Consider the following 25,081-nt stretch of genomic DNA (forward strand, 5'->3'; position numbering starts at 1 on the left):
AGAGAAGGCCAGGAACGTCGCAAAGAAAAATGGGCCCGCGCTTTGCGCGAGCCCATTGCCTGGAGAAAGCGGCCGCCAAAGCGCGGCCGGACATCGGCGTCAGCGTGTCGTCCAGGCGCCGTTCTTGACCGTGCGAAGCTCGAGTTCGACCGGCAGCTTGGTTTGGCCGTTCTCGTCGAAGCTGGTATGGCCCATGGCGCCGTCGTACTGGGTCTCGCGGATCGCCTTGGCGATGGCGGCCTTGTCCTTGGTGCCGGCCTTCTTGATCGCCGCGACGATGATGTTGGCGGCGTCGAAGGCATTTTTGGTGTAGGTCGTCGCCGGTTCGGCGAAGTTCGCGGCCTGGTAATCCTTGGTCAGCTTCTCGAGCTGCGGATTGCCCTTTTCCTTGACGATGCCGGAGACGGTGCCTTCGGCAGCCGGGCCGGCGATCTTGATGAAGTCGGCGTCATGGAAGCCGTCGACGCCGATCATCGGCACGGTCATGCCGAGTTCGACCATCTGCTGGCGCACCAGGCCGGCTTCGGTGACGACGCCGCCGAAATAGATCGCATCCGGCGCGCCGGCCTTGATCTTGGTCAGCAGCGCGCGAAAGTCCGTGGTTCCGACCGGGGCGGCCTCGGCGGCCAGGATGGTGCCGCCGGCGGCCTTGTAGAACTTTTCGAAGTTCTGGGTGTTGGCGACGCCGTAATCGGAGGTGTCGGAGACGATGGCGATCTTCTTGCCGACGCTCTCGACCGCCCATTTGGCCAGGGGCTCGTTGGTGTTGACCAGCGTCGTCACGACGCGCGAAACCATCGGGTTGTTGCGCTCGGTGATCTTGGGCGAGATCGCGCCCCAGACGACGAACGGCACGCCGGCGCGCTGGAAGACGGGGATCGTGGCCAGCGCGACGCCGCTGTTCCAGTGGCCCGTGGCGGCCAGCACCTGCGGATCGTTGGTGAGCTTCAGCGCCGCGGCGACGCCGGTCTGCGGGTTGGCGGCATCGTCGAGGACCACGGCCTCGAGCTTGAAGGGCAGGCCGGCCTTGTTCGCCTGGTCGATGGCGAGTTGGAAACCGTTGCGGGCCGAGAGACCCTGCTGCGCATTGCCGCCGCTGAGCGGGCCGATGAAGCCGATCTTGACGGTCTCCTGGGCCGAGGCGGCCATGGCCCCGACCACGACCGCCGTGCTGACGACCGATACGCGCAGCAATGCCGAAAAAGAGCCGTTTCCGGCGCCGAACTTGAAATTCATGATCCCCTCCAGGACGGATTTTGGAGCTCCCGCGGCCAGCCGGGCAGGCGGGCCTAGGATGCCTCGGCGGACAATCCGTCCTTCCCGAAAGGGGAAGCAAATCGGATATTTGGAAGCCCCGGCCTAGCTTTGCCTAAGTAGCTGGCCGGACGGGGCGCGAGCAGGTCCGGTACCCTGCCTCAAGACAAGCAAAGCAGAGATTCCGAAATTACGACTCCTGTCCGCTTGCGGGCTGGTGCACAGCCCAGGAAGCGGCCACGACATGGCCGCCAAGACAAAGAGAGGGACCGGAATGACCGAGCAGCTCCTGCAACAGATCCTGAACTGGATCACGCTCGGCTCGATCTATGCCCTGATCGCGGTCGGCTTCAGCCTGCTCTTCGGGGTGCTGAACATCATCCATTTCTCCCATGGCGACGTGGCGCTGATGGCGCCCTTCCTGGCGTTGGCGCTGGTGCAGACCTTCGCGACCGCGATCGGGGCCGCGGCCTCGCCCGGCGTCATGCTGCTGGCGGTCGCCCTCGCAATCGCGCTCACCGGGCTGCTCGGCGTCCTGCTCGATTTGCTCGTCATCCAGCGTTTCCGCAATGCGCCTGCGATGATGGCGCTGGTCGCGACGGTTGCGCTCGGCATCGTGCTGCGCGAGCTGATCCGCCATCTTTTCCCCAACGGCTCCAACCCGCATGCGGTGCCGCGCCTCGTCCAGGGCAGCGTCGACATGCTCGGGGTGACGGTCCCGGCCTTCAACCTCGTCGCGATCGCGGTCTCGGGGCTTTGCGTTTCCGGGCTTTTCTACCTGCTCGGCAGTACGCGGCTCGGCCTGCACATCAAGGCCGTTTCGCAGGACCGCGACGCCGCCCGCCTGCTCTCGATCGCGCCGGGCCGGATCTTCCGGATCACCTTCTTCATCGCTTCGGCGGTCGGCGCCATCGGCGGCCTGTTCTTTGCGGGCTATGCCGGCATCGTGCGGTTCGACTTCAGCGTGGATGTCGGCCTCATCGGCTTCTCGGCCGCGGTGGTCGGCGGGCTGGGCTCGATGCCCGGCGCCATCATCGGCAGCCTGGTGATCGCCGGGCTCGACACGCTGGTGCAGGCGGTGGTTCCGAACGGCGCGGCCTATCGCCTCGTCTTCGTCTTTCTGCTGGTGATCGGCGTGCTGGTGTTCCGGCCGGCCGGCCTCTTCGGCCGCACCGTCGTCGAGAAGGTCTGAGCCGATGACGGACATGACAATTCCCGCCCGCGCGACGCTCGGCACCGCCGGCGGCCTCGCTTTGGTCGCTCTGACGGAGATCGCCGGCGCGGCCTTCCTGCGCCAGTTCCTGCTGGTCGACGACTGGCGCGCGGTGGTCGGCCTGCTCGCCCTGTTCGCCGGTGCGCTGGTCGCGATGCAGCGCCTGCCGGTGATCGAGGCCAATATCGAACAGGCCTTCGGCGCCAACCGGCGTTTCGCGATGCTGTTCGGCACGGCGATCGTGCTCGCCTTTCCCTTCGTGCTGCAGAACAGCAGCTATGCGCTGCACCTCCTGATCATCGCGCAGCTCTACGCGGTGCTGGCGCTGGCGCTGAACTTCCAGCTCGGCAGCGCCAACATCCCGAACTTCGCCACCGGCGCTTCCTACGGCATCGGCGCCTATGCTTCGGCGCTGCTTGCTCTGAACTGGGACGTCAGCTTCTGGCTCGCCTTGCCGGCCTCGGCGGTGGTCGCGACCATCTTCGGCTTCCTGCTCGGCATTCCCTCGATGCGCACGCGCGACAGCTATCTGGCGCTGGTCACGATCGCCTTCGGCGTCGTCGTCCACCAGCTCCTCAACAATCTGGAATTCACCGGCGGTCCCAACGGGCTGGTCGGCATTCCGGCACCGGAGCTCTTCGGCCACTCCTTTGCCTCGCCGCTGGTCATCTTCGGGCATTCGCTGCCGTCGCAGGCGAATTTCTACTATCTCTCGGCGCTGCTCGTCGGCGTCTCGATCCTGTTCGCCGGGCGCCTGCACCATTCGCGGATCGGCCTGGCCTGGAACGCGCTCAGGGCCGACGAACTCGCGGCCCGCTGCCAGGGCATCAACGCGACCTGGTACAAGGTGCTGGCCTTCGCGGTGGACGCGTTCCTCGCCGGTTTCGCGGGCACGATCTACGCCTTCTATGTCGGCTTCATCTCGCCCGACAACTTCACCTTCCTGGTCTCCGTGACGATCATGACGATGGTCATCGCCGGTGGGATGGACAACACGCTGGGCGTGATCGTCGGCGCGTTTCTGCTGACGTTGCTGCCCGAGAAGCTGCGCGCCTTCTCGGACTACCGCATCCTGTTCTTCGGCATCACCGTGATCGCCTTCCTGATGATCCGCCCGCAGGGAATCTTCCCGCAGCGCCTGCGCCGCTACGGAGGCTGACAATGAACGCGCCAGTCACTCCAGAAAGCCGGGCCCTGCTCGAGGGCAAGGATCTGACCATGCGCTTCGGCGGCCTGGTCGCCATGGCCGAGGTCGACTTCTCGCTGCGCAAGGGCGAGGTGCTGGGCATCATCGGCCCGAACGGGGCCGGCAAGTCGACCCTGCTCAACATCATCACCGGGCTGTACGTTCCGTCCTCAGGCGAGGTCAGGCTGGAGGGCGAGCTGCTCAACGGGCAGCCGGCCCATCGCATCGTCGCCAAGGGCATCGCGCGGACGTTCCAGTCGAGCCGGCTGTTCGCCGACCTCTCGGTGCTCGACAATGTCATCATCGGCCGCCACACCCATATGAAGACCGGGATCTTCGAGGCCATCTTCAACCGCCGAAAGGCCGAGGCCGAACTCGATGCGGCGGCGGAGCTGGCCGAGCGCCTGCTCAAGGCGGTCTCCCGCGAGCTCCACGCCCAGCGCCACCGGCCCGCCGGGGAACTGCCGCAGGCCGACCGCAGGCGTCTCGAGATCGCGCGCGCGTTGGCCAGCGAGCCCAAGGTGCTGCTGCTCGACGAGCCATCCTCGGGCATGGACGATTCCGACACCGACGCGCTGATGGACGATATCCGCTCGGTCTGCGCCGAGCGGCCGGAGCTCGCCCTCATGATCATCGAGCACGACATGCGCCTGATCGCGTCGCTGCCGCAGCGGGTGCTCGTCCTCGATTACGGGCAGAAGCTCGCCGAGGGCACCTATGAGGAGGTCCGCCTGATCCCGCGCGTGCAGGAAGCCTATCTCGGCCGGAAGGGAGCGCAGCATGCTCAGGCTTGAGAACGTCGACACCAATTATGGCGTCGTGGCGATGCTGCGGGACGTCTCGCTCAATGTCGAGCCGGGCGAGCTGGTCTGCATCCTCGGGCCCAACGGCGCCGGCAAGACCACGATCTTCCGGGCCATCTCGGCGCTGCTGCCGCTGGCGCGCGGCCGCATCGCGATCATGGGGCAGGATCTCAAGGGCTCGCGCACGGAAGCGCTCAGCGCGCTCGGCGTCGGCTTCGTGCCGGAGGGGCGGCGCCTGTTCGGCGACATTTCCGTCCGTGACAACATCCGCCTCGGCTACGAGGCGCAGGGGCACCAGGCCGGCTTCGAGGAGCGGCTGGAGGAGATGCTGGAGCTGTTCCCGCGGGTGCGGGACCGCATTCGGCAACGCGCCGGCACGCTCTCGGGTGGCGAGCAGGCGATGGTGGCGCTGGCGCGCGCGCTCGTCGGCAAGCCGAAATTCGTGATCATGGACGAGCCCTCGCTGGGCTTGTCGCCGAAGCTGATCGACGAGTATTTCGACACGGTCGCGGCGGTGAACCGCGGCGGCACGACCGTGCTGCTGATCGAGCAGAACGCCGAGATGGCGCTCTCCATCGCCCATCGCGGCATCCTGCTCACCAAGGGGCGGGTCGTGGCGGCGGGCAGCGCCGCCGAACTGCTCGGAAGCGACGCCGTCCGACATCTCTATCTTTGAACCGGACGGGATGGTCATGGACACGCTGGCGATCCTCGACAGGCTGGTGGGTTTCGCCACGGTCAGCCGCGATCCGAACCGGCCGCTGATCGATTTCGTGCGCGGCTTCCTCGCCGGGCACGGCATCGAGAGCGAGATCGTCGAGGCCGAAGATGGGCGCAAGGCCAATCTCTTCGCCACCATCGGCCCGAAGGATCGGCCGGGCGTCATGCTGTCGGGCCACACCGACGTCGTGCCGGTCGAGGGGCAGAACTGGAGCCACGACCCGTTCCGGCTGCGGGTTGCGGACGGGCACGCCTATGGGCGCGGCGCGGCCGACATGAAGGGCTTCGTCGCCTCGGCGCTGGCGCTCGCCGCGCGCGCTGCGACGCGGACGCTCGAGACCCCACTCCATCTCGCCTTCAGCCATGACGAGGAGATCGGCTGCGTCGGCGTCCGCTCGCTGATCGACCGGCTGGCGACGCGCCCGTTGCGGCCGAAGCTCGCGATCATCGGCGAGCCTACTTCGATGGCGATCGCGACCGGACATAAGGGCAAGCTCGCGGCGCGGGCGACCTGCTGCGGCGTCACCGGGCACTCCGCCCTGGCGCCCAACGCGCTGAACGCGATCCATCTCGCCTGCGACTTCGTCGGCGCGCTGCGCGGGCTGCAAGGCGAGATCGAGCGGGACGGCCCGCGTGACGGCGATTACGACATCCCCTACACGACGCTGCATGCCGGGCGCATCGAGGGCGGGACCGCGCTCAACATCGTGCCGGAGCGCTGCACGGTCGATTTCGAGATCCGCAACGTCGCCGAGGACGATCCCGAGGCGATCCTGACCCGGCTGATGGACGAGACGGCCACCCTCGTCGCTGCGCAGCGGGCACGCTTTCCGCAGGCCGATATCGGCTTCGAGCGGCTGAACGACTATCCCGGGCTGGCGACGCCGGCATCCTCCGAGGCGGTCGCCTTCCTGCGCGGGATCCTCGATGAGAGCGCACTGCGCAAGGTCGCTTTCGGCACGGAGGGCGGGTTGTTCTCGCAGCGTCTCGGCATTCCCGTGCTGGTCTGCGGGCCGGGTTCGATGGAGCAGGGGCACAAGGCCGACGAGTTCATCGCGCTCGACCAGCTCGCCGCCTGCGACCGGATGATGGACCGGCTGCTCGGGCGGATCGCGGCCTGAGGTGCTCCGCTTTGCGGGCCAGCTTCTCCCGTGCTTTATGCTGTCGCGATGCGGTTCTCCCTGCGCCAACTCGAATATTTCATCGCGGCCGGCGAGACGGGCAGCATCACCGTCGCCTCCGAGATGATCCATATCTCGCAGCCCTCGATCTCGACCGCGATCTCGCATCTGGAGCGGGAGCTGAACGCGCAGCTCTTCATCCGCCATCATGCCCAGGGCCTGTCGCTGACACCGGTCGGCCGCGCGCTGTTGAGCGAGGCGAAGCGGGTCGTGGCCCAGGCCGAGAGCCTCTACACCGTCGCCTCGGAAACGACCGGGACCGTGCGCGGCACGCTCTCTCTGGGCTGCATGGTGACGCTGGCGCCGATGCTGGTGCCGGAGCTGAGCAACAGTTTCGTCGCGGCTTTCCCCGAGACCACGATCCGCTATGTCGAGGGCAATCAGGAGGATCTGCTGAGGGGGCTGCGTCGCTCCGAGGTCGATGTGGCACTGACCTATGATCTGCAATTGCCCGACGACATCGCCTTTGCGCCGCTGGTCAGCCTGCCGCCGCATATCATCGTGGCGGATACGCATCCCCTGGCGCGCCAGAGCGCTGTCACCCTCGCGGAACTCGCGGACCAGCCGCTCGTGCTGCTCGACCTCCCGCTGAGCCGCGAATATTTTCTCGCCTTGTTCATGACGGCCGACGTGGTGCCGACGATCGTGGCACGCTCGGCCCATCCCGATCTGGTGCGGGCCCTGGTCGCCAATGGCGTCGGCTATTCGCTGTTCAACGTCCGGCCGCGCTCGGATCAGTCGCTCGACGGGCGCAGGCTGGTCTCGGTCCGGCTCGCCGGTCAGCACCGCCCGATGACCATCGGCGTGGCGACGCTGGCGGCGCTCGCCAAGTCCAAGCTGATCGAGGCCTTTCAGACGCATTGCGAAGCGTGCATCTCGCGCGCCTACATCCCCGGCATGATCGCGCCGGTGATGACCGACCGGCCGCGTATTGAGCCTTGACCTAACTGAAGCCAGGCGATGTCTGGGCGCTCATTCGTCTCCGGGAACGCCGTAGGACGGCGCCTGCCGCGGATCGAGCGCGCGCTGGATATAGGCGTCGAGCTGCGGCTTGTAGACCTCCCAGGCCGTCGCCACCGCCTCGATCGGGCAATCTTCCGTCCAGTCGCAGCGCAGATCGGCGACCGGCCAGCTGACCTTGTCGACGATCTTCATCCCCGCCGAATGGACCGGCCCTGCCTCGCCACCGGCGGCAAGGCCCGCCCGCATCGCGGCGATCAGCCTGTCGCCGAGATGGCCGGTGGAGGCGAGGAAACCGTCGACGATCGCCTGCGGCACGCCGTCATTGGCGAGAAGGTTGCCGCCGGAGGCGACGTCACGGGCCTGCGCCTGCGTCCAGATGCCCAGCGAGTTCGGGCCGGAGTGGATCGCCGTCTCGCCGTCGCGGTCGACCGCCAGCACCTGCCGGTATTCGATGAATTTCCCGCGCCTGCGGACTTCGGCGATGGCGTCCGTGGCGCGCATGCCGCCTTCCATCAGGTCGAGCGCCAGCGGGCCCAGCGTCGGGTCGGTGACGTTCTGCGAGGCCACGGCCCCGACACCGGCGCGCGCATAGGCGCAGCGCGCCGCGACCGCCGGCGAGGAGGAGGAGATCGCGACCCCGAACATGCCGGTGCGGGCGCAGCGGGCGACCAGCGAGAAGGTCATGCGATCACTCCGGGATCACGGCGGTGCCGTCGATCTCGACGAGCCATTCCGGCCGGGCGAGCGCCTGCACCACGAGCCCGGTCGAGACCGGATGCACGCCTTTGATGTACTCGCCCATGGTGCGGTAGACCGCCTCGCGATGGCGGACATCGGTGATGTAGACCACGACCTTGACCAGATGCTCCATCGAGCCGCCGGCCTCCTCGATCAGCTGCCTGATGTTCTGCATGACCTTATGGGTCTGTTCGACCGGGTCGTGGCTGTCGATGTTCTTGGCATCGTCGAGGTTCTGCGGGCACTGGCCGCGCAGCCAGACGATCTTGCCGCCCTGGGTGACGACCGCCTGGGCGAGGTCGTTGTCGAGGTTCTGCTCGGGATAGGTGTCCCTGGTGTTGAACTTGCGGATGCGGGTATGTGCCATGTCGGCCTCCGTCGGAACTCTGTGTTTCGTTGGTCGTAGCGGTCAGGCCGGTTCGAACTCGCGCCGGGCGGCCTCGTGATAGGCCATGTACTGCCGTTGGATCACGATCTGGTCGGCGACGTATTTCGCATCGTGCCAGACCCCCCAGATGAAGCTGGAGCCGCGCCGCGACTGCCAGGGCAGGCCGAGGAAGTAGATGCCGGGCTCGGAGGAGACGCCACGCTGGTGCCTGGGCTTGCCGCTCTCGTCGAACGCGTCGACCCGCATCCAGCCATAATCGGCGAGGAAGCCCGTCGCCCAGATGATCGTGCCGATGCCGGCGTCCGCGAGATCGAGCGACAGGATCGGCCGGGCGATGCAAGGGGCATCCGGAACCCTGACGCGCGCCTGCGGCTCCTCGGGAAGATCGAGGCCGTTGCGGGCGACATAGGCGTCCGCCTCGTCGAGCAGAGCGTCGTGGTTCTCGTCGCCCGCCCGCAGGTTCGCGACGAGATCGGGAGCGAAGCGGATGACGCCGTCCGCGCAGGATTCCGTGCGCCCGACCAGGACCATGCCCTGCGCGGCGAGGCGGCGGAAGTCGATGGTGTGGCCGCCCTGCGCGCCGCTGACGGCGATGGTGACATGTTCCTTGCCAGGCTCGCGCGCCGCGGCGTCCCATTTGCCGAGCACGCCCAGCCACCAGCAGAAGTCCCGCCCGCGATAGGCCCGCGGCGGTCGGTCATGCGGGCCGACCGAGAGATAGACGCGCCGCCCCGCCTGCATCAGCTCTTCGGCGATCTGCGCGCCGGAGGAGCCGGAGCCCACGACCAGAACGGCACCTTCCGGCAACTGGGCGGGATTGCGATAGCCGGTGGAATGCATCTGCAGGATGTCGGTCCCGGCCGGCACGACCGCAGGAATCACCGGCGTCTGGAAGGGGCCGGTCGCGGCGACGACGCGCTCGGCCTCGATCACGCCGTCCGAGGTCTCGACGCGAAAGCCGGAACGGCCGGCATTGCGTTCGACCTTCAGAACCTCGACGCCGCAGCGGATCGGCGCCGCGATCTTCTTCGCATAGGCGACGAAATAATCGGCGACCGTTTCCTTGCCGGGGAAATCGTCCGGGCCGACGCTGCCTTCGACATCGGCGAAGGTCATGCCGGGGAAGCGATCGTGCCAGGCCGGTCCGTTGGCGACGAGGGAATCCCAACGCTCCGAACGCCAGCGCTCGGCGATACGCTGGCGCTCCAGGACGAGATGGGGCACGCCGCATCGGCCCAGATGCTCGCTCATGGCGAGCCCCGCCTGGCCGGCGCCGATGACGAGCGTATCGACCTTCTCAACTGACATCATCCGCCCTTGCCGATCTCGAAAGCTTCCGCGCGAGGAGGCGCGCTACGGCATTGGTCTAGAGGGCGGCCCGAGCCCGGAAAAATACGAAATCTTGCGGCAGTGCTTAGGAAGCGCTGAAACGGTCGGATCGCCGGGGCGCGGCGAAGCGCTCAGGGAAGAAGGATGGCTCGGCCGGCGCTCATGCGAGCTTTACGGAGAAGAGTCGAAACCGCCCGCGCGACCTGATCGCGACAGCGACGGATCATTCGGCCGAGGCCGGGAAGGATCCAGAGATGTCTATCGAAAGGCCACCTGACGAAGCTCGTCGGCGGCGACCACTTCCCAGCGCGCAAAGCTTGAGGGGGAAGGTGGTAGCGGGAGAGGGACTTGAACCCCCGACACGCGGATTATGATTCCGCTGCTCTAACCAGCTGAGCTACCCCGCCACATGTTCCGGCCGTCGCCGTCGGCGACCCGTCACAGGGGCGCGGTATAGGGGGCGGGGGCGGCCCTCGTCAAGCCTCGTCCGGGATTATCCCGCGCGAGCCGGATCAGGCCGGGAGCGAGGCGCGCTTGCGCAGCCGCACGACCTTGAAATAGCCGCGGCCGATATGGACCGTGTCGTAGCGCCCGGTCCGCGCCGCCCAATCCGTCAGGCGGCTGACCTTGAAGTCGCTGCTCCAGCCGATCGCCCGGGCCAGCGGCGCCACGGCCGCCCAGAAGGGCGCGAGCGCGCCACCATCGTCGACGAGGCGGCTCGAGATGACGATCTCGCCACCCGGCTTCAGCACACGGTCCATCTCGGCCAGCGCCTGCTCGGGATCAGGGACGAGCGTGATCACGAATTGCGCCGTCACCGCGTCGAAGCGCTCCGCCTCGAAGCCGAGCCGGCAGGCATCCATCACGGTCAGGCCGCGAACATGGCCAAGGCCGCCGGAAGCGACCTTGCGGCTCGCGACCTTCAGCATGTCGAGCGAGAGGTCAGCCCCGACGACGCGGGATTCCGTCGTGAAATAGGGCAGCGTCAGCCCGGTGCCGACGCCGATCTCGAGAATCTCGGGTCCGCAGGCGCAAGCCGCCGCCACGGCCTCGCGCTGCGGCCGGGACAGCATGCGCTGATAGATCTTGTCGTAGAACTTGGCCCAGGTGGCATAGGCGCGCTTCTGGGTTTCGAGGTGGTCTGTCACCGGCATCGACGATTCCGAACAGGCAAGGTGAGCGACGCGACCGCTGCGTCAGGACAAGGCGAGCGCCGCCGGGGAGGGCGAGGCGGGCATGGCGAGCGGCCGGCGCAGGATCGTGCCGCCGCCGAGCACCTGCGCTMCGGGGCCGGCATCGGTATAGATGACGCAGGCCTGGCCGGGCGAGACGCCTTCCTCATCGGCGGCGAGCTCGATGCGCAGCCCCTCGTCGTCGCGGAAGAGCCGCGCCTCGCGCGGCGCACGCGTCGAGCGGACGCGCACGGCAACGTCGAGCCCTTCAGCCGGAAGAGCGGCGAKCGCCATGCCGCCGAGCCAGTTGAGATCACGCAGGCGGACCTCGCGCACGCTCAGCGCCTCGCGCGGACCGACGATGACGCGGGCGTCATCGGCATCGAGCCGCAGGACGTAAAGCGGCTCGGCGGCGCTGAGCCGCAAGCCCTTGCGCTGGCCGACGGTGTAGTGGAGCACGCCGTCATGCTGGCCGAGCACGCGCCCGTCGAGATGGACGATCTCGCCGGGGCGGGCGGCGCCGGGCTTCAGCCGCTCGATCACATCGGCGTAGCGGCCGTTCGGGACGAAGCAGATGTCCTGGCTGTCGGGCTTGTCGGCTATGGCGAGGCCGAGCTCGGCGGCGAGCGCGCGGGTCTGCGCCTTGTCGATGCCGCCCAGCGGGAAGCGCAGCAGGTCGAGCTGCTCCTGCGTGGTGGCGTAGAGGAAATAGCTCTGGTCGCGATTCATGTCGGCGGCGCGGAACAGGCCGCGATGGCCGTCGCCGAGATCGCGGCTGACGACGTAATGGCCGGTCGCCAGCGCATCGGCGCCGAGTTCCTTCGCCAGATCGAGCAGGTCGCGGAACTTCACGGTCCGGTTGCACTCGACGCAGGGGATCGGCGTCTCGCCGGCGAGATAGCTCTCGGCGAAGCGCTCGATCACCGCGTCGCGGAAGCGGCTCTCGTAATCCAGCACATAGTGCGGGATGCCGATGGTCTCGGCGACGCGGCGGGCATCATGGATATCCTGGCCGGCGCAGCAGGCGCCCGCCCGATGGACGGCCGCGCCGTGATCGTAAAGCTGCAGCGTGACGCCGACCACGTCATAGCCCTCACGCTTCAGCAACGCGGCCACGACCGAGGAATCCACGCCGCCCGACATCGCCGCGACCACGCGCGTGGCCGAGGGCGGCTTGGCGATATCGAGGGAGTTGAGGGCCGTGGTCATTCGGGATCGAGGTTCAGGAGCGCGTTTCGCGCGATTGGCGGTTCTATATCGGCTTTGGCCGCCTGCGGCCAGCGCGATCGGCAAATCCTGCCGGCTCGATGAAGGGCGAAGGCGGATTCTGCCGCCGGAAACGCAGGACGTGACGGGCTAAGCCATTGAAATATAGGAAGCCGCCTCTGGCGCGCAACTTGCTGACCGCAAGCGGGTGCCCTTTGCCCGCGTTGCGGAACCGTTCATGCCCGTCGAAACCGTGTTCAACACCTCGCCCGCCAAGGAGACGCCGGCGCCGCGCCGCCGTCCTGCCGAGGCCGGCGCTGCCGGAAGCGGCGAGGGCTTCTCCCTGCCGGAGACAGCCGACGCTTCGTCGGGCTCGCCGGAGCCGAAGAAGGGTGCGGCTGTCGACGGCACGCGGGCTGCAACTCAGCCGCAGGACGCGAAGGCCGCGGCGGAGGCGACGGCCGGCAAGCCCGGCAAGGCCCCGGAATCTGCCGACGCGGCGACACCGACGCGCTCTCCGCCCGTCCAGCCGGATTCCTTCATCGGCACGCTGGCCGAGCTCCTTGCCGCCGCGCAGGGGCAGGGCGCCTCGCCGGAGGGCGAGATCGAGGGCAAGGCCACCGGAACGGCGGAAGCCGGAGAGAAGGGCGGCAAGAAGGCCGGCGAGAACAAGGACAAGAAAGCTGAAGGCGCGGAGGCGGCGTCTGCGGACAAGGACGCCAGCGACAAGGTTTCCGGCGGAGCGGCGACTGCGCTGGTGGATCAAAAGCCTGTCCCGCAGCCGGTCGCGGCAGTCCTGTCGCTGTCCTTGCCTGCGGCTACGGCTGACGGTGAGAAGCCGGACGAAGCCGCGGCTGCGAAAGGCGGAGCCGTTCCGGTCGGAACGGGCCCTGTCGCGAAGGCACAGCTTCAGGCCGAACGCGCCCTTACGGCCCAGGCCGGCAGCCCCGATGGGGCCGCGGGCAAGCCGGCTTTCGGCGCCGCGCTGACCGGAGCCACGCCTGCGACGCCCGGCGAGACCTCGCTGCATGCCGGGCAGGCCCACAAGCCCGCCGATGCCGATGCGGCTGCTGGCGGTGCGAAGGCGGATGCCGCGCAAGGGCTTCCTGCCCAGGGCGCTGCCGTCGTCGCCGGCGAAGCCAAGCCGGCCGAAGCCGTGCAGCAGGCGCTGGCGCCGATCGACCTTACCGCGCTGGTCCAGCAGGCGGTGGGGGGGACCGGGACGGTCCACTCCCTGTCGCCGCTCGACCAGGCTGCTGCCACGCCGAACCCCGCCCTGCCGTCCGGAGCAGGCCAGGCCGCGCTCCCGGCGACGCCCCTGCATGTCGTGCCGATCGAGATCGGCCTGCGCGCGCTTTCGGGCGCCCGGCAATTCGATATCCGGCTCGATCCCGACGAGCTCGGGCGCGTCGACGTCAATCTCTCCATTTCCGACAAGGGCGAGGTCAGCGCCCGCCTCGTCGTCGACCGCGTCGAGACCCTGCATCTGCTGCAGCGCGATGCGCGCACGCTGGAGCGGGCCTTCGAGCAGGCAGGGCTCAAGCCCTCCGATAGCGGAATCGATATCAGCCTGCGCGATCCGTCCGACCAATCCGCCTTCCGGCAGCATCGCCAGCAGGAGGAGGCGCCGCAGCGTTCGCGCCAGCCTTCCCTTGCCGAGGCCGGCGACGATGCCGTTCTTCCCACGACACCCGTGCCGCAGCGCCGCCTCGTGCGGCTCGGCGGCGTCGATCTCAGCATCTGAGCGAGGACAGACAACATGGCCGTTTCAGGTGTGAATGGATCCTCCGGCTCTTCGAATACGTCGAGCAGCTCCTCGAGCAGCAGTTCGATCGCGGGCAATTTCGACCAGTTTCTGCTGCTGCTGACGACGCAGCTCAAGAACCAGTCGCCGCTCGACCCGATGGACACCAACCAGTTCACCGCGCAGCTCGTGCAGTTCGCCGGCGTCGAGCAGCAGCTCAAGACCAACGATACGCTGGGCTCGCTGCTGAGCCTCAGCGCGGCCGGCACGGCGACGAATGCGGTCAGCTTCGTCGGCTCCAACATCACGGCGGACGGAGCGACCGCTCTCCTGAAGGACGGCAACGCGTCCTGGAAGGTCAATTCCTCAGCCGCCGGCCAGGCCACGATCACGATCAAGGATTCGAACGGCAGCGTCGTGCAGACGATGACCCGCAGCCTCGCGGCCGGCGACCAGAGCCTGGGCTGGGACGGGACGACCTCGATCGGCACGAAGGCGCCGGACGGCGCCTATACCGTCAGCATCCAGGGCACGAGCGTCGCCGGGCAAAGCCTGACGGTGAAGACGCAGATCAGCGGCGTGGTCGACGGCGTCGATTTCACCACCTCGATTCCAAGCCTCAAGATCGGCTCCATCAGCGTGCCGCTCGACAAGGTGAAGAGCGTCACCCGGTCCRAATGAGGTGACGCGAATCAGACGCGGACATCCCGCGCGATCGTTTTAGGTAAATCTTAAAACCGGAAGGTTAGGCTCGCCTTCAGTAGCTCTGTTGAGTTGTGTGAGTGTACCATGACCGAGCCATTGCGACCGCGGGTTAAATACGTGATCGGACCGGACGGAAGTCCGCTGACGATCGCGGATCTCCCGCCGATGAATACAAGGCGCTGGGTCATCCGGCGCAAGGCGGAGGTGGTCGCGGCGGTTCGCGGCGGCCTGCTCAGCCTCGAGGAAGCCTGCCAGCGTTACACTCTGACGGTCGACGAGTTCCTGAGCTGGCAGATGTCGATCGACCAGCATGGGCTCGCCGGTCTGCGCACGACCCGCATCCAGCACTACCGCCAGTAAGCCGGCGGCATCCTCCCCCGTTTTTCAGGGCGTCGGTCTCCGGACCGGCGCCTTTTTCGTCTGCGCCGGCCCCGGCTCGTCAAATGATTAATGGGATGGGGGCAAAAATTAACCGCCCGCTAACCATGCGCTGGGAAAAACTTGCCTAGTGGGCGGCGCAAATCGCGCAGCCCCCGCGGCTTTGTGGAACGGATGGCGGCGTGAGCGGGCTTATCGAGCAGTTTGCGAAATTCGGTGCGGCGCGTCTGGCGGCGATGCTGGCCGTCACGCTCGTGCTCGTCGGCTTCTTCGGCTTCGTCATGCTCAAGATGTCGCAGCCGGCGATGAGCGTGCTGTTCTCCGATCTCTCCAGCCAGGACACGAGCGCGATCCTCAAGGATCTCGACGCGCGCGGGATCAAATACGAATTGCGCGGCGACGGGCAGACGGTGCTGGTGCCCAAGGACGACGTGCCGCGCCTGCGGCTCGACCTCGCCGGCAAGGGCATCCCGGCCGGCGGCGGCGTCGGCTACGAGATCTTCGACAAGGGCGACGCCTTCTCCTCCACCAGTTTCGTGCAGAACATCAACCATCTGCGCGCGCTGGAGGGCGAGCTGTCGCGCACCATCCGCTCGATCAGCCGGGTGCAGGCGGCGCGCGTGCATCTCGTCATTCCCGAGCGGCGCCTGTTCGAGCGTGACCGCGAGCCGCCGCGCGCCTCGATCGCGCTCAAGCTCGCCGGCGATCTCGATGCCGCCCAGGTCCGGGCGGTCCGCCATCTCGTCGCCTCCGCCGTGGACGGGCTGAAGCCGGAGCGCGTCTCGATCGTCGATGAGCGCGGCCGGCTGCTGGCCGACGGCGCTCGGGACGAGCAGAGCATTCTGGGGCTCGGCCTCGACGAGCGCCAGACCGCGATCGAGAAGCGCATCAAGTCGCAGGTCGAGGATATCGTCGCTGGCGTGGTCGGCTCCGGCCGGGCGCGGGTGCAGGTCTCGGCCACGCTCGATGCGAACCGGGTCGAGAGCCGTTCCGAGAGCTTCGATCCGGAAAGCCGCGTCGTCCGCTCCAGCCAGAACCGCACCGAGGCTTCGGCGACGGCCGAGGGCGGCAACGGCACCGTCACCGTCGGCAACGAACTCCCCGGCGCGCAGCAGACGAACGGCGCGCAGCAGAACCAGCGCGATTCCTCTTCGAAGAACGAGGAGGTGGTGAATTACGAGATCTCGAAGACGACCCGCACCGAGCTGCAGGAGGGCGGGCGCATCAAGAAGCTCTCCGTCGCCGTGCTCGTCGACGGCAACTACAACCGCGGCCAGAACGGCGAGATGGCCTATCAGCCGCGCGGCAACGAGGAGCTCGACCGGATCAGCGAGCTGGTGCGCACCGCCGTCGGCTTCGACCAGAATCGCGGCGACAAGGTCGAGGTCGTCAATCTGCGCTTCGCCGAGGCGCCGCAGGCTCCGGGTGACCTGACCGAGCCGACGCTGATGCAGCAGCTCCTGTCGTTCAGCCGCGAGGACCTCGTCCGCTTCGCCGAGCTCGGCGTCATCTCGCTGCTCACGCTGATCGTTCTGATGACCGTCGTGCGTCCCCTGCTGAAGCAGGTGCTTGCGTCCGACAACAGCGTCGGCGTGCGGCCGATCCCGAGCTTCATGCGCAACGGGACGCTGGTCGGGCCGGATGGCGAGCCCACCGGTGATCCGGCGGTGCCCGGCCGTGCCGTGGCCACGGTCGGTCCGAATGGCGAGCTCGTTTCGTCCGAGGTCGAGATGCCCTCGGAGCGCATGCTCGCCATCGCCCAGGTCAAGGGCCAGCTCAAGGCGCAGTCGGTCGAGAAGATCGGCGCGCTCGTCTCCCAGAACCCGGCCGATTCGGTCGCGGTGCTGCGGAGCTGGATCCATGAGCGAGCACCGGCATGACGGGCCGCTGAACCATGGCAGACACACGCTCCCTCGCGACGCGCAGCACCGGCCTTCCCGACGCCATCGAGGGCGGCGGCTTCGGCATGATGACGATCGCCCAGATGACCGGGCCGCAGCGCGCCGCCGTGATCCTGCTCGTTCTCGGCGAGGAGCACGGCAAGACGATCTGGCAGGAATTCGACGACGACGAGATCCGCATCATCACCCGCGCCATGGCCGAGCTCGGCACCGTCGATGCCGACGAGGTCGAGCGGCTGATGCTGGACTTCGTCGGCAAGCTCTCCAGCGCCGGCGCCGTCACCGGCTCCTTCGACCGCACCATCTCGCTGCTCGAGAAGATCCTGCCGAGCGATCAGGTCGCCCTGATCATGGAGGAGATCCGCGGGCCGGCCGGCCGCAACATGTGGCAGAAGCTCGGCAATATCGACGCCGTCGTGCTCGCGAACTTCCTCAAGAACGAATACCCGCAGACCATCGCGGTGATCCTGTCCAAGATCCGGCCGGAGCATGCCGCCAATGTGCTGCGCAACCTGCCCGGCGATCTCTCGATCGAGGTGGTCGGCCGGATGCTGCGGCTCGAATCCGTGCAGAAGGAAGCGCTCGACCATATCGAGAACACGCTGCGCACCGAATTCGTCTCGACCTTGACCCAGACGCGCCGGCGCGACCCGCACGAGATGATGGCCGAGATCTTCAACGGCTTCGACCGGCAGACGGAAATCCGCTTCCTGTCCGCGCTCGACGCCTCCAACCAGGAAGCGGCCGAGCGCATCCGCGCCCTGATGTTCACCTTCGAGGATCTGGCCAAGCTCGACCCCGCCGGGTTGCAGACGCTGATGCGGCAGGTCGACAAGGATGTCCTGGCGCGCGCGCTCAAGGGCGCCAGCCAGCCGATGCGCGACTTCTTCTTCGGCGCCATGTCCCAGCGCGCCGCCAAGAACATGCAGGACGATATGGAAGGGCTGGGTCCCTTGCGCCTCAAGGAGGTCGACGAGGCCCAGACCAAGCTGGTGACGTTGACCAAGGACCTCGCCGACAAGGGCGAGATCGTGCTGTCGAAGGGCAATGCCGAAGACGAGTTGGTGTACTGAGATGGCAAAGGCGACCGCGACGAAATTCATGTTCGGGACCGACTTCCGCGAGGGCAGCCGCAAGGCCGCCAGCGAGGCCGATCTCGGCGCGGCCCGGGCCGAGGGGTTCCACGCCGGCCTTGAGCAGGGCCGCAACGAGGCCGAGGGCCAGCTCAGCGGGTTTGCGGGGCAGCTCGCGCGCTCTGCCGAGCGGCTCTTCGCGCTGGAGGCGGCGCGCATGGCCACCATCGAGGAGCAGGCGGCGCAGGTCGCTCTCGCTGCGGCGAAGGCGCTCGCCGGCGCGGCCCTGGCCGAGAAGCCGATGGCGGCGCTGGAGCAGGCCGTGCGCGAATGCATCGTCCATGCGCGCCAGGCGCCGCATCTCGTCCTGCGGGTCCCCGAGGCGTCGGTCGAGGCGGCGGAGGAGCTTGTCAAGCGGATGACGCGGGAGCACGGCTTTGCCGGGCGCCTGATCGTGCTGGGCGAAGCCGATATCCGCCCCGGCGACGGGCGGATCGAATGGGCCGAAGGCGGCTTCGTGATGGATGGCGAACAGCTCTCGGCGCTGATCGAGCAGGCGGTCGCCAGTGTTTTCCCCGGTGGCAGCCGTCCCGGGCAGTGAAGGTTTGAGCCATGAGCCAGCAGAACGATCTCAATCTGCCGCCCCTCAACCAGGCTGATCTGTCGTTCGATCAGAACGATACCTCGGTTGCGCGTTCGGGCCCGGTGCCGGTCAAGACGGCGGAGGATCTGGAACAGGTCTTCGACGTGCCGGTCACGGTTTCGGCCGTGCTCGGCTCCTCGAAGGTGGCGGTCGGCGATCTCCTCCAGATCGTGCCCGGCACCGTGCTGGAGCTCGACCGACGGGTCGGCGAGGCGATCGACATCTTCGTCAACGAGCGCCTGGTGGCGCGCGGCGAGGTCGTCGTCGTGGAGGAGCGGCTCGGCGTGACCATGACCGAAATCATCAAGGCGGACCGGTGAACGTGCGGCCGCCTTCACGAACAGCAAGCAAAAGGACCTGAGCCATGCGCCTCATCATTGCCGGCGGTCTCAAGGGACAGATCATCGCCGCGGCCAAGATCGCGATGTCGCACGGTGCGGCTGTGACCCACACCGAAGGGCTCGACCAGACGCTCGCGGTGCTGCGCGCCAAGGGCGCCGATCTGCTGATGATCGACGTGGTGCAGCCGATCGCGGCCTATGTGGCGGCGCTGGAAGCGGAGCGCATCCGTACGCCCATCATCGCCTGCGGCACCTCGACCGATGCCCGCGCGGCGGTCGCCGCGATCCAGGCCGGCGCGCGCGAATACGTGCCGCTGCCGCCGGATCCGGAGCTGATCGCGGCCGTGCTGGAGGCCGTGGCGGCCGATCAGACCAGCCTGATCTGGCGCGACCCGGCGATGGAGCGCGTCGTCCAGCTCGCCTCGCAGATCGCGCGCTCGGAGGCGCCCGTGCTCGTCACCGGCGAGAGCGGCACCGGCAAGGAGGTGATCGCGCGCCATCTGCACCAGAAATCGGCCCGCAAGGACAGGCCCTTCGTCGCGGTGAACTGCGCGGCGATTCCCGACAATCTGCTCGAATCCGAATTGTTCGGCCACGAGAAGGGCGCTTTCACCGGCGCCATCGCCCGCCGCGTCGGCAAGTTCGAGGAGGCCAATGGCGGCACGCTCTTGCTCGACGAGATCTCGGAGATGGATGTCCGTCTGCAGGCGAAGCTGCTGCGCGCCCTGCAGGAGCGGATGATCGACCGCGTCGGCGGCGCCCAGCCGGTCAAGGTCGATATCCGCATCATCGCGACCTCGAACCGCAATCTGGGGGATGCGGTGCGCGAAGGCTCTTTCCGCGAGGACCTGTTCTACCGGCTCAATGTCGTGCATCTGCGCCTGCCGGCGCTGCGCGAGCGGCCGGGCGACATCCTGGCGCTCGCCGAGCATTTCGGAAAGAAATACGCCGAGGTGAACGGCTTGCCGGCCCGGCCGATCGCGACTGACGCGCGCAAGCTGCTGCTGGCCAATGCCTGGCGGGGCAATGTTCGCGAGCTGGAAAACACCATGCATCGCGCGGTGCTGCTGGCGAGCGGGCCGGAGATCACGGCCTCGGCTGTCCTGACGCCCGAAGGCGAGGCGCTCGGGCCTGCCGCCACGGTTTCGCGGGATGCCGCGGGCCGGGCCGCGCAGACGGCGGAGGCGATGACGCGTTCCCTGGTCGGCCACACCGTCGCCGATGTCGAGCGGGAGCTCATCCTCGACACGCTCGACCATTGCCTGGGCAACCGGACGCATGCAGCCAAGATCCTCGGGATCTCGATCCGCACGCTGCGCAACAAGCTCGGCGAATACACCGCCTCCGGCATCCCTGTGGCGGAGCCGGGTCAGACCCGCATCAGCGCGGCCTGACCCGGAGAGCGGTTCCTACCAGCGCCGGCGATAATAGTAGCGCGGGCGGGCATAATAGCGCGGCCGGTAGTAGTAGCGCGGCCGATAATAGGGCCGCCGATAGTAGCGATAGCGCGGCCGGCGGTAGTAGTAGTACTGGCTGAATTCGGCGTCGGTCTTGTCCAGCGCCTCCTTCGTCTCCGCCGGGACGGCTTCGGCGTCCTTGAGCGGCGCGCCTTCCGGCGGCAATATCCGAGCCGGTTGCGCGGCTTCGGCGGCGGCGATCCCGCCAAGGCCGGCGGCGGCGAAGCCCCCGACCAATGTCATCAGGAATGAGCGTCTGTCCACGACGGCCTCCAGACTGTCTTCACCACATCTCCCCCTGCATTCATAAGGGCGGAATGCAGGTGGGGAGTAATGCATTTAAATGATGATTTGTTCCCTCTGACGTCTTTTCGGCCCGCATGGTTATTGCCGATGGGAAAGCTCAATCCACCGCGTTAAGAGGCCGCGCGACGCTTTCGAGCGGCTGGCGCTCGGCCCGCACCGCGAAGCGCGCCGAGATGACTGCCGCGGCGAGCATCAGCGCCGCACCGAGCAGATAGCCGCCGAAGACGCTGCCGCGCGAGCCCGTGTCAATCAGGATGCCGAAGAGCCAGGGGCCGGCGATGCCGCCCACGCCGGTGCCGATCGCGTAGAACACGGCGATAGCGAGCGCCCGCATCTCGACCGGGAAGGTCTCGGACACCGTGAGATAGGCCGAGCTCGCCGCTGCCGAGGCGAAGAAGAAGACGACGCTCCAGCACAGGGTGAGATGGGAGGCTGTGAGCCAGTCGCGCCAGAACAGATAGCCGGTGCCGGTCAGGAGCAGGCCTGAGAGCGCATAGGTCGCGGCGATCATGAAGCGCCGGCCCCGGGTGTCGAAGAAGCGTCCGATCAGCAGGGGACCGAGGAAATTGCCAGCCGCGAAGGGCAGGATGAACCAGCCGACCGCCTGCGACGGCACATGATAGAAATCGGTCAGGATCAGCGCGTAGGTGAAGAAGATCGCGTTGTAGAAGAAGGCCTGCGAGACCATCAGCGCGAGGCCGACCAGCGCCCTGTCGCGATGCAGGACGAAGAGTGCGCGGAAGACCTCGCGCAGCGGCGTCGCGGCGCGCGGGCGCAGCCGGGTCGGCGGCAGGACTTCTCCGCCGGGCGAGATGAAGCCGGAGCGGCGCTCGATATCGGCCACGATCGCGGCGGCGCGCTCATGGTGGCCGTGGCTGATCAGCCAGCGCGGGCTTTCGGGAATCCATTGCCTGAGGATCAGGATGACGAGGCCGAGCACGGCACCGATGAAGAAGGCGAGCCGCCAGCCATGCTCGGGCTCGATATGGGCGGGGTCGAGCAGCACGATGGCGCCGAGTGCGCCCAGCGCGGCGCCGACCCAGAAGGAGCCGTTGATGACGAGATCGGTCCAGCCACGGACGCGGGCGGGGATCAGTTCCTGAATCGTCGAATTGATCGCCGTGTATTCACCGCCGATGCCCATCCCCGTGAGGAAGCGGAAGGCGAGGAAGCTCCACAGGTTCCAGGAGAACGCGGTGGCGGCCGTGGCCGTGAGATAGACCAGGACCGTGATGGTGAAGAGCTTCTTGCGGCCCAGCCGATCGGTGAGCCAGCCGAAGAAGACGGCGCCCAGCACGGCGCCGGCGATATAGGCGGCGCCCGCCATGCCGATCTCGGTATTGGTGAATTTGAGGACCGGGCTTTCCTTCAGCGCTCCCGACACCGCGCCGGCGAGAGTGACCTCGAGCCCGTCGAGAATCCAGGTGATGCCGAGCGCGACCACGACGAGGGTGTGGAACCGCGACCAGGGCAGGCGGTCCAGCCGCGCCGGCACGTCGGTTTCGATGACGCCTTCCCGGCTTCTGTCCGGCGCTGTCATGCCGGCGTCCTCCAATCGTTCTGGCGGTGTGCCTCGAAGGGAAGGGGCGGCACCGATCGGCGCCGCCCCTCAGGCTGTCAGCGGACGTAGTAGACGCGGCCGTGGCGGACCACGCGGCGCGGGCGGCGATGCATCGGCGGATGCCGCCGGTGATGCACGGGCGGAGGAGGGCGGCGGTGATGGCGCGGCCGCCCGTGATAATACTGGGTGAAGGCCGCGTCGGTCTCGTCGAGGCCGGCCTTGAGAGCGGGGTCTATGGCGCCGGCGGCAGGTTCGACAGGCGACGGGGCCGTTTCGACCAGGTTCTTCGCCAGGGCGGCACCGCCGATGCCGGCAACCGCGAGACCACCGAAAAGGCTCGTCAGAAAGGATCGTCTGTTCAAGATTTCCTCCGATATCGTTGGGATTTGGCAGGGTCTTGCCGCCCGCCGGCGAGTTGGAACGGCGAATGCGGCCACAACGCGGCCTTTCGATAACCATCCGTTCATCGGAAGGTTCCGGCCCGAAATTCTTTCGCGTCTTAACAATTCGTTCACCATGAACCCGGCAAGAATTGCCGGGTCGCGCTCCGCTCCGGAGCGCGCGGCGTCCGTACGCGGATGACGACCGGCGAGAGGGCGGGGCGGTCGATGACCGATGTGACGGCAGGTCAGGGAGGCGGCTTCAACCTTCCCGATCGCAACGCGATGGGAAAGCTGTTCAACCGTCCGGACTTGTTCCTGGCGATCGGCGTCATGGGCATCCTGGTGGTGCTCATCTTCCCGATGCCGGCGGTCCTGCTCGACCTGTTGCTGGCGCTGTCGATCATCCTGTCGGTGCTGGTGCTGATGACGGCGCTCTTCATCGAGGAGCCGCTGGAGTTCTCGGCCTTCCCGACGGTGCTGCTCATCGTCACCATGTTCCGGCTGGCGCTGAACCTCGCCTCGACGCGCCTCATTCTCGCCCATGGCCATGAAGGCACCTCTGCGGCGGGGCATGTCATCGAGGCCTTCGCCGGCTTCGTGATGAGCGGCAATTTCGTGATCGGGGTGATCGTCTTCACCATCCTGATCATCGTCAATTTCGTCGTCATCACCAAGGGTTCGGGCCGTATCGCTGAGGTCGCCGCACGGTTCTCGCTCGATGCGATGCCGGGCAAGCAGATGGCGATCGATGCCGACCTCTCCGCCGGGCTGATCGACCAGGAGACGGCGAAGCTGCGGCGCCGCGCGCTCGAAGACGAATCCTCCTTCTTCGGCTCGATGGACGGCGCCTCGAAATTCGTGCGCGGCGATRCCATCGCCGGCCTGCTCATCACCTTCATCAACGTGCTCGGCGGCRTCATCATCGGCGTGGCGCAGCAGGGGCTGAGCTTCGGCCAGGCGGCGCACAACTACACCCAGCTCACGGTGGGTGACGGACTGGTCAGCCAGATCCCGGCGCTGATCGTCTCGACCGCCGCCGGCCTGCTCGTCTCGAAGGCGGGCGTGCGCGGCGCGGCCGACAAGGCGCTCGGCAAGCAGCTCTCGGGCTATCCGAAGGCGCTCGGCATGTCGGCGGCTGTGATGCTGCTGATCGCGGTCCTGCCCGGCATCCCGATGCTGCCCTTCCTGCTGCTGGCGGGCGGCGCCGCTTTTCTGGCCCGCCATTTCGGCCGCGCCGCCAAGCAGCGCGCCGATGAGACGGCGCAGGCGGAGGCGGCGCAGGCCAGCGGGGCGGTGATGCCCGACGGCACGCCGCGCGAGGAGACGCTGAACGACCTCCTCAAGATGGACGAGCTCAAGATCGAGATCGGCTATGCGCTGCTGCCACTGGTCAACGCGCCGGGCGGGCAGGACCGCCTGACCGATCAGGTCCGGGCGCTGCGGCGCCAGCTCGCAGCGGAGCTCGGCTTCGTCATGCCGGCGGTCAGGATCGTCGACAACGTCCAGCTCGAGGCGAACCACTACTACATCAAGATCAAGGAGATCGATGCCGGCCATGGCATCGTCTATGCCGGCCAGTATATGGCGATGGACCCGATGGGCGGCACGGTGAACCTGCCCGGCCACAATGTGCTCGAGCCGACCTTCGGCCTGCCGGCGACCTGGATCGACTCGGCGCTGCAGGATGAGGCGCAACTGCGCGGCTATACCGTCGTCGACGCCGCGACGGTGATCTCGACGCATSTCACCGAGGTGCTGAAGTCGAACATGCCGGAGCTGCTCTCGCATGCCGAGGTGCAGAAGCTGCTGCGTGAATTGCCGAAGGACCATGCCGATCTCATCAAGGAGATCGTTCCGAACCAGATCTCGACCACCGGCATCCAGCGCGTGCTGCAATTGCTGCTGGCCGAGCGCATCTCGATCCGCGATCTCGGCACCATCATCGAGGGCATCGCGGAGGTCGCGGGCGGGATCAAGAACCCGCGCGACATCGCCGAGCATGTCCGGGCCCGGCTCGCCCGCCAGATCTGCGCGCAGTTCTCCGATGGCAACGGCGTGCTGCCGATCATCACGCTCTCGCCGGCCTGGGAGAGCGTCTTCGCCGAATCGATCATCGGCCAGGGCGAGGACCGCCATCTCGCCATGCAACCCTCGCGGCTGCAGGAGTTCGTCCGCCATGTCCGCGACAAGTTCGAGGACGCGGCGCGCATCGGCGAAATGCCGGCGCTCGTCACTTCCGGCATGGCGCGGCCCTTCGCCCGGCAGATCATCGAGCGCTTCCGCCGCGAGACGCCCGTACTGTCGCAGAGCGAGATTCATCCCCGCGCGCGGTTGAAGACGGTCGGCAGCGTCTAGCCGTCATTGCTTCGTCGCTGACGCTCCTCGCAAGCGCGGTCGGCGCCGCAGCACCTCTCGTTTCCACGGCCCCCTAATGCC

At 67.6% G+C, this 25,081-nt stretch carries 24 protein-coding genes and 1 tRNA gene; 15 read left to right on the plus strand and 10 right to left on the minus strand.

The features are described from left to right. Positions 1-99: 99 nt before the first annotated feature. Positions 100-1,236 carry a branched-chain amino acid ABC transporter substrate-binding protein gene (locus AB4Y99_RS08525; RefSeq protein WP_142021618.1) on the minus strand — a complete coding sequence of 379 codons (1,137 nt, stop codon included), beginning with the start codon at positions 1,234-1,236 and terminating at the stop codon, positions 100-102. A gap of 292 nt (positions 1,237-1,528) precedes the next feature. Between AB4Y99_RS08525 and AB4Y99_RS08530 the strand changes: the two genes are divergently transcribed. From AB4Y99_RS08530 to AB4Y99_RS08555, 6 genes are read left to right on the plus strand one after another with little or no spacing between them, the layout of a single operon-like run. Beyond that, complete coding sequence (locus AB4Y99_RS08530; protein WP_142021619.1) at positions 1,529-2,446, plus strand: branched-chain amino acid ABC transporter permease; 918 nt, start codon at positions 1,529-1,531, stop codon at positions 2,444-2,446. Positions 2,447-2,450: 4 nt separating this feature from the next. Beyond that, on the plus strand, positions 2,451-3,626 hold the full coding sequence (locus tag AB4Y99_RS08535) for a branched-chain amino acid ABC transporter permease (protein WP_038359370.1): 1,176 nt from the start codon (positions 2,451-2,453) through the stop codon (positions 3,624-3,626). A 2-nt stretch (positions 3,627-3,628) separates the two neighbouring features. Next, positions 3,629-4,447 carry an ABC transporter ATP-binding protein gene (locus AB4Y99_RS08540; protein ID WP_441523012.1) on the plus strand — a complete coding sequence of 273 codons (819 nt, stop codon included), beginning with the start codon at positions 3,629-3,631 and terminating at the stop codon, positions 4,445-4,447. Further along, the gene (locus AB4Y99_RS08545; RefSeq protein WP_441523013.1) at positions 4,434-5,132 is read left to right on the plus strand and encodes an ABC transporter ATP-binding protein; all 699 of its coding nucleotides are present in this window, start codon (positions 4,434-4,436) and stop codon (positions 5,130-5,132) included. The genes AB4Y99_RS08540 and AB4Y99_RS08545 overlap by 14 nt, the downstream gene beginning before the upstream one ends. 16 nt (positions 5,133-5,148) lie before the next feature. Continuing rightward, positions 5,149-6,297: an acetylornithine deacetylase gene (gene argE / locus AB4Y99_RS08550; protein ID WP_441523014.1), complete on the plus strand. Its 1,149-nt coding sequence runs from the start codon at positions 5,149-5,151 to the stop codon at positions 6,295-6,297. Between the two features lie 48 nt (positions 6,298-6,345). Then, positions 6,346-7,299, plus strand: a complete 954-nt coding sequence (locus AB4Y99_RS08555; protein ID WP_133562755.1) for a LysR family transcriptional regulator — start codon at positions 6,346-6,348, stop codon at positions 7,297-7,299. A gap of 30 nt (positions 7,300-7,329) precedes the next feature. Here the strand turns inward: AB4Y99_RS08555 and AB4Y99_RS08560 are convergent, their stop codons facing one another. The 6 genes from AB4Y99_RS08560 to mnmA form a co-directional block, all read right to left on the minus strand. After that, positions 7,330-8,004: a DUF1028 domain-containing protein gene (locus tag AB4Y99_RS08560; protein WP_133562757.1), complete on the minus strand. Its 675-nt coding sequence runs from the start codon at positions 8,002-8,004 to the stop codon at positions 7,330-7,332. A 4-nt stretch (positions 8,005-8,008) separates the two neighbouring features. After that, entirely contained in the window at positions 8,009-8,425 is a 417-nt protein-coding gene (locus AB4Y99_RS08565; protein WP_441523015.1) for a RidA family protein, read from the minus strand. 42 nt (positions 8,426-8,467) lie between these two features. Then, a complete protein-coding gene (locus AB4Y99_RS08570) occupies positions 8,468-9,754 on the minus strand; it encodes a flavin-containing monooxygenase (RefSeq protein WP_441523020.1) in 1,287 nt (428 codons plus the stop codon). A gap of 351 nt (positions 9,755-10,105) precedes the next feature. After that, positions 10,106-10,182 (minus strand) — tRNA-Met (locus AB4Y99_RS08575). 105 nt (positions 10,183-10,287) lie between these two features. Then, positions 10,288-10,929 carry a class I SAM-dependent methyltransferase gene (locus AB4Y99_RS08580; RefSeq protein ID WP_441523016.1) on the minus strand — a complete coding sequence of 214 codons (642 nt, stop codon included), beginning with the start codon at positions 10,927-10,929 and terminating at the stop codon, positions 10,288-10,290. 42 nt (positions 10,930-10,971) lie between these two features. Beyond that, complete coding sequence (gene mnmA, locus AB4Y99_RS08585) at positions 10,972-12,156, minus strand: tRNA 2-thiouridine(34) synthase MnmA (RefSeq protein ID WP_441523017.1); 1,185 nt, start codon at positions 12,154-12,156, stop codon at positions 10,972-10,974. A gap of 235 nt (positions 12,157-12,391) precedes the next feature. On the opposite strand from mnmA, the gene AB4Y99_RS08590 reads away from it, so the two are divergent. The 8 genes from AB4Y99_RS08590 (at position 12,392) to flbD (ending at position 20,332) form a co-directional block, all read left to right on the plus strand. Further along, positions 12,392-13,897, plus strand: coding sequence for a flagellar hook-length control protein FliK (locus AB4Y99_RS08590; RefSeq protein WP_441523018.1), 1,506 nt, complete (start codon positions 12,392-12,394; stop codon positions 13,895-13,897). Between the two features lie 15 nt (positions 13,898-13,912). Then, positions 13,913-14,578, plus strand: coding sequence for a flagellar hook assembly protein FlgD (locus AB4Y99_RS08595; protein WP_441523019.1), 666 nt, complete (start codon positions 13,913-13,915; stop codon positions 14,576-14,578). Positions 14,579-14,686: 108 nt separating this feature from the next. Beyond that, positions 14,687-14,962: a CtrA inhibitor SciP gene (gene sciP, locus AB4Y99_RS08600; RefSeq protein WP_038359348.1), complete on the plus strand. Its 276-nt coding sequence runs from the start codon at positions 14,687-14,689 to the stop codon at positions 14,960-14,962. A 200-nt stretch (positions 14,963-15,162) separates the two neighbouring features. Then, a complete protein-coding gene (fliF, locus tag AB4Y99_RS08605; RefSeq protein WP_038359345.1) occupies positions 15,163-16,860 on the plus strand; it encodes a flagellar basal-body MS-ring/collar protein FliF in 1,698 nt (565 codons plus the stop codon). 86 nt (positions 16,861-16,946) lie between these two features. Beyond that, entirely contained in the window at positions 16,947-17,954 is a 1,008-nt protein-coding gene (fliG, locus tag AB4Y99_RS08610) for a flagellar motor switch protein FliG (RefSeq protein ID WP_248312718.1), read from the plus strand. A gap of 1 nt (position 17,955) precedes the next feature. After that, on the plus strand, positions 17,956-18,555 hold the full coding sequence (locus AB4Y99_RS08615) for a FliH/SctL family protein (RefSeq protein WP_162737784.1): 600 nt from the start codon (positions 17,956-17,958) through the stop codon (positions 18,553-18,555). 11 nt (positions 18,556-18,566) lie between these two features. Beyond that, positions 18,567-18,917, plus strand: a complete 351-nt coding sequence (fliN, locus tag AB4Y99_RS08620) for a flagellar motor switch protein FliN (RefSeq protein ID WP_038359342.1) — start codon at positions 18,567-18,569, stop codon at positions 18,915-18,917. A gap of 44 nt (positions 18,918-18,961) precedes the next feature. Beyond that, positions 18,962-20,332 (plus strand): sigma-54-dependent transcriptional regulator FlbD, encoded by a 1,371-nt coding sequence (gene flbD / locus AB4Y99_RS08625; protein WP_038359340.1) that lies wholly within the window; start codon positions 18,962-18,964, stop codon positions 20,330-20,332. 15 nt (positions 20,333-20,347) lie between these two features. On the opposite strand, the gene AB4Y99_RS08630 is transcribed toward flbD, so the two are convergent. The 3 genes from AB4Y99_RS08630 to AB4Y99_RS08640 all read right to left on the minus strand — a co-directional run bounded on the left by AB4Y99_RS08630 (position 20,348) and on the right by AB4Y99_RS08640 (position 22,624). Continuing rightward, entirely contained in the window at positions 20,348-20,659 is a 312-nt protein-coding gene (locus tag AB4Y99_RS08630) for a hypothetical protein (protein ID WP_185747929.1), read from the minus strand. A gap of 139 nt (positions 20,660-20,798) precedes the next feature. Then, positions 20,799-22,241: an MFS transporter gene (locus tag AB4Y99_RS08635; RefSeq protein WP_142021629.1), complete on the minus strand. Its 1,443-nt coding sequence runs from the start codon at positions 22,239-22,241 to the stop codon at positions 20,799-20,801. Positions 22,242-22,318: 77 nt separating this feature from the next. Continuing rightward, a complete protein-coding gene (locus AB4Y99_RS08640) occupies positions 22,319-22,624 on the minus strand; it encodes a hypothetical protein (RefSeq protein ID WP_142021630.1) in 306 nt (101 codons plus the stop codon). A gap of 303 nt (positions 22,625-22,927) precedes the next feature. Between AB4Y99_RS08640 and flhA the strand changes: the two genes are divergently transcribed. Then, positions 22,928-25,000, plus strand: a complete 2,073-nt coding sequence (flhA, locus tag AB4Y99_RS08645) for a flagellar biosynthesis protein FlhA (RefSeq protein WP_441523021.1) — start codon at positions 22,928-22,930, stop codon at positions 24,998-25,000. Positions 25,001-25,081: the final 81 nt, after the last annotated feature.

It is taken from the genome of Allobosea sp. TAB14, from assembly GCF_052113865.1.
Classification (GTDB): Bacteria; Pseudomonadota; Alphaproteobacteria; order Rhizobiales; family Beijerinckiaceae; genus Allobosea; species Allobosea spartocytisi.

Excerpts from the sequence above, each read along its gene's own strand:
- AB4Y99_RS08525 (WP_142021618.1), bottom strand. The coding sequence starts at position 1,236 with ATGAATTTCAAGTTCGGCGCCGGAAACGGCTCTTTTTCGGCATTGCTG.
- AB4Y99_RS08530 (WP_142021619.1), top strand. The coding sequence starts at position 1,529 with ATGACCGAGCAGCTCCTGCAACAGATCCTGAACTGGATCACGCTCGGC.
- AB4Y99_RS08535 (WP_038359370.1), top strand. The coding sequence starts at position 2,451 with ATGACGGACATGACAATTCCCGCCCGCGCGACGCTCGGCACCGCCGGC.
- AB4Y99_RS08540 (WP_441523012.1), top strand. The coding sequence starts at position 3,629 with ATGAACGCGCCAGTCACTCCAGAAAGCCGGGCCCTGCTCGAGGGCAAG.
- AB4Y99_RS08545 (WP_441523013.1), top strand. The coding sequence starts at position 4,434 with ATGCTCAGGCTTGAGAACGTCGACACCAATTATGGCGTCGTGGCGATG.
- argE (WP_441523014.1), top strand. The coding sequence starts at position 5,149 with ATGGACACGCTGGCGATCCTCGACAGGCTGGTGGGTTTCGCCACGGTC.
- AB4Y99_RS08555 (WP_133562755.1), top strand. The coding sequence starts at position 6,346 with ATGCGGTTCTCCCTGCGCCAACTCGAATATTTCATCGCGGCCGGCGAG.
- AB4Y99_RS08560 (WP_133562757.1), bottom strand. The coding sequence starts at position 8,004 with ATGACCTTCTCGCTGGTCGCCCGCTGCGCCCGCACCGGCATGTTCGGG.
- AB4Y99_RS08565 (WP_441523015.1), bottom strand. The coding sequence starts at position 8,425 with ATGGCACATACCCGCATCCGCAAGTTCAACACCAGGGACACCTATCCC.
- AB4Y99_RS08570 (WP_441523020.1), bottom strand. The coding sequence starts at position 9,754 with ATGTCAGTTGAGAAGGTCGATACGCTCGTCATCGGCGCCGGCCAGGCG.
- AB4Y99_RS08580 (WP_441523016.1), bottom strand. The coding sequence starts at position 10,929 with ATGCCGGTGACAGACCACCTCGAAACCCAGAAGCGCGCCTATGCCACC.
- AB4Y99_RS08590 (WP_441523018.1), top strand. The coding sequence starts at position 12,392 with ATGCCCGTCGAAACCGTGTTCAACACCTCGCCCGCCAAGGAGACGCCG.
- sciP (WP_038359348.1), top strand. The coding sequence starts at position 14,687 with ATGACCGAGCCATTGCGACCGCGGGTTAAATACGTGATCGGACCGGAC.
- fliG (WP_248312718.1), top strand. The coding sequence starts at position 16,947 with ATGATGACGATCGCCCAGATGACCGGGCCGCAGCGCGCCGCCGTGATC.
- AB4Y99_RS08615 (WP_162737784.1), top strand. The coding sequence starts at position 17,956 with ATGGCAAAGGCGACCGCGACGAAATTCATGTTCGGGACCGACTTCCGC.
- fliN (WP_038359342.1), top strand. The coding sequence starts at position 18,567 with ATGAGCCAGCAGAACGATCTCAATCTGCCGCCCCTCAACCAGGCTGAT.
- flbD (WP_038359340.1), top strand. The coding sequence starts at position 18,962 with ATGCGCCTCATCATTGCCGGCGGTCTCAAGGGACAGATCATCGCCGCG.
- AB4Y99_RS08635 (WP_142021629.1), bottom strand. The coding sequence starts at position 22,241 with ATGACAGCGCCGGACAGAAGCCGGGAAGGCGTCATCGAAACCGACGTG.